Annotated in this window: 1 protein-coding gene; it reads right to left on the reverse strand. The window is 64.4% G+C overall.

Features of this window, described 5'->3' with window-relative positions; translation table 11 throughout:
- Nucleotides 1-207: 207 nt before the first annotated feature.
- On the reverse strand, nt 208-1,142 hold a 935-nt coding region (locus tag NKJ08_RS38740; protein WP_352786410.1), incomplete at its 5' end, for a serine hydrolase.

Genomic DNA, 1,142 nt, shown 5'->3' on the forward strand with positions numbered 1-1,142 from the left:
GGGCCGGGAGCCGTCGGTCTGCTTCGGATCAGCGGCTGGCGAACGCGGACATAGCTTGTCGGAAGCTCCCGAGCAAATGCCGGCTTCCTAATTTCTACGCCCGGAAGCGAACCGTCACAAATCCGCCATCTCAGGCACCTTCTTGCAGATGGCCGGTTCGGCTTTTCGACGGCATGCGATGCATAGAGCACCCAACGCCTTCACCCCCTACCTCTGAAAATGCCCCAACCCGTTCTCATTCAGATAGTCCACCGTCATCACCCGCGCGTGAATGCCGCCGGAGGAACCGACGAACTTCACCGATGACAGCGAGCCGATCGGCGCGTTCTCGCCGCGGGGGGCGAGGGCGTAGGTGTCGCCGTCCCAGTGTTCGAGCGTGAACTGCATGGGCTTGGGGCCGAGTTCGAGCACCAGCTTGTCGCCATCGGCCAGCACGGTGGCGGTGTCGAAATAGTGGCTCGTATATTGGCCGGCGTAGAAGGATGAACTGCGCGCCTTGGCGGGGTTCGTCGGCTTGTCCTTGCCGGCGAGGTCGCCCACCGGCTTGTAGTAGACCATGAACCGCGGCTTGATGTAGGGATACCAGTCGCGAGTGATTTGGCCATATTGCACGATGTCCATGAAGCTGGCGGCGACCGCCTCGGCGGCGCCGACGGGGGAGCCGTTGGTGAGCACGACGATGCCGACATCGGCCGAGGGCAGGATCTGGAAGGTGGTGCCGGCGCCGAGCAGGAAGGCGCCGGAATGGCCCATGGTGGTGCGGCCATTGGCGTTCACCCCCACATTGAAGCCATAACCATAGGAGCTGACCCGCGTATCGGGCGTCTCGCCGCGGTAGGTCACGCTCTGCGGTGTGATGGCGGGCTGCAGGATCTTGGGGTCGATGATGGGCTGGCCGTTATAGGTGCCGTCGGCAAGCAGCAGGATCATCCACTTGGCAAGATCCTGGGCGCTGGAGGAGACGCCGCCCGCCGGCGCCTGCTGGTCGGGATCGCGGTCGTAGAGCGGCTCGAAGACATTGTCCGCCACGCGCGCATGCAGCAGGGCGCGGTTGTTGCCGGCGGCAATGAAGTCCTCGTGCCGATAGCTGCTCGAGCGCATGCCGAGCGGATCGAACAGCAGGCTCTTGGCCAGCGGCGCCC

It is taken from the genome of Mesorhizobium sp. M0244, from assembly GCF_040321795.1.
Lineage (GTDB): Bacteria > Pseudomonadota > Alphaproteobacteria > Rhizobiales > Rhizobiaceae > Mesorhizobium.